Here is a 276-nt window from a genome sequence, read left to right on the forward strand (position 1 = left end):
TTATCTTCTTTTATGTTGCAGCTATAGCTGCAGGAAAAGAAGAAGTAGAGACATTATCTAATGGAGTACACTGGTTAGTTTATCCTTTATTTCAAGGGCTAAGCTTTGCAGCATCGCTTTATGTCATTATTACCGGGGTTCGAATGCTTTTAGGGGAAATTGTCAACGCATTTGTTGGTATTTCTGAACGTTTAATTCCTAATGCCAAACCAGCCTTAGACTGCCCAATTGTATTCCCGTTTGCTCCTACAGCTACTGTCATTGGTTTCTTAAGTT

1 protein-coding gene is annotated in these 276 nt (G+C 38.8%); it reads left to right on the top strand.

Going from position 1 to position 276, the window contains the following annotated elements; all coding sequences use genetic code 11:
• A partial coding sequence (locus tag RYX56_RS22150; protein ID WP_317124090.1) for a PTS transporter subunit IIC occupies nt 1-276 on the top strand: 276 nt, incomplete at both ends.

Source organism: Alkalihalophilus lindianensis, from assembly GCF_032843265.1.
In the GTDB taxonomy this organism is placed as follows: domain Bacteria; phylum Bacillota; class Bacilli; order Bacillales; family Bacillaceae_D; genus Alkalihalophilus; species Alkalihalophilus lindianensis.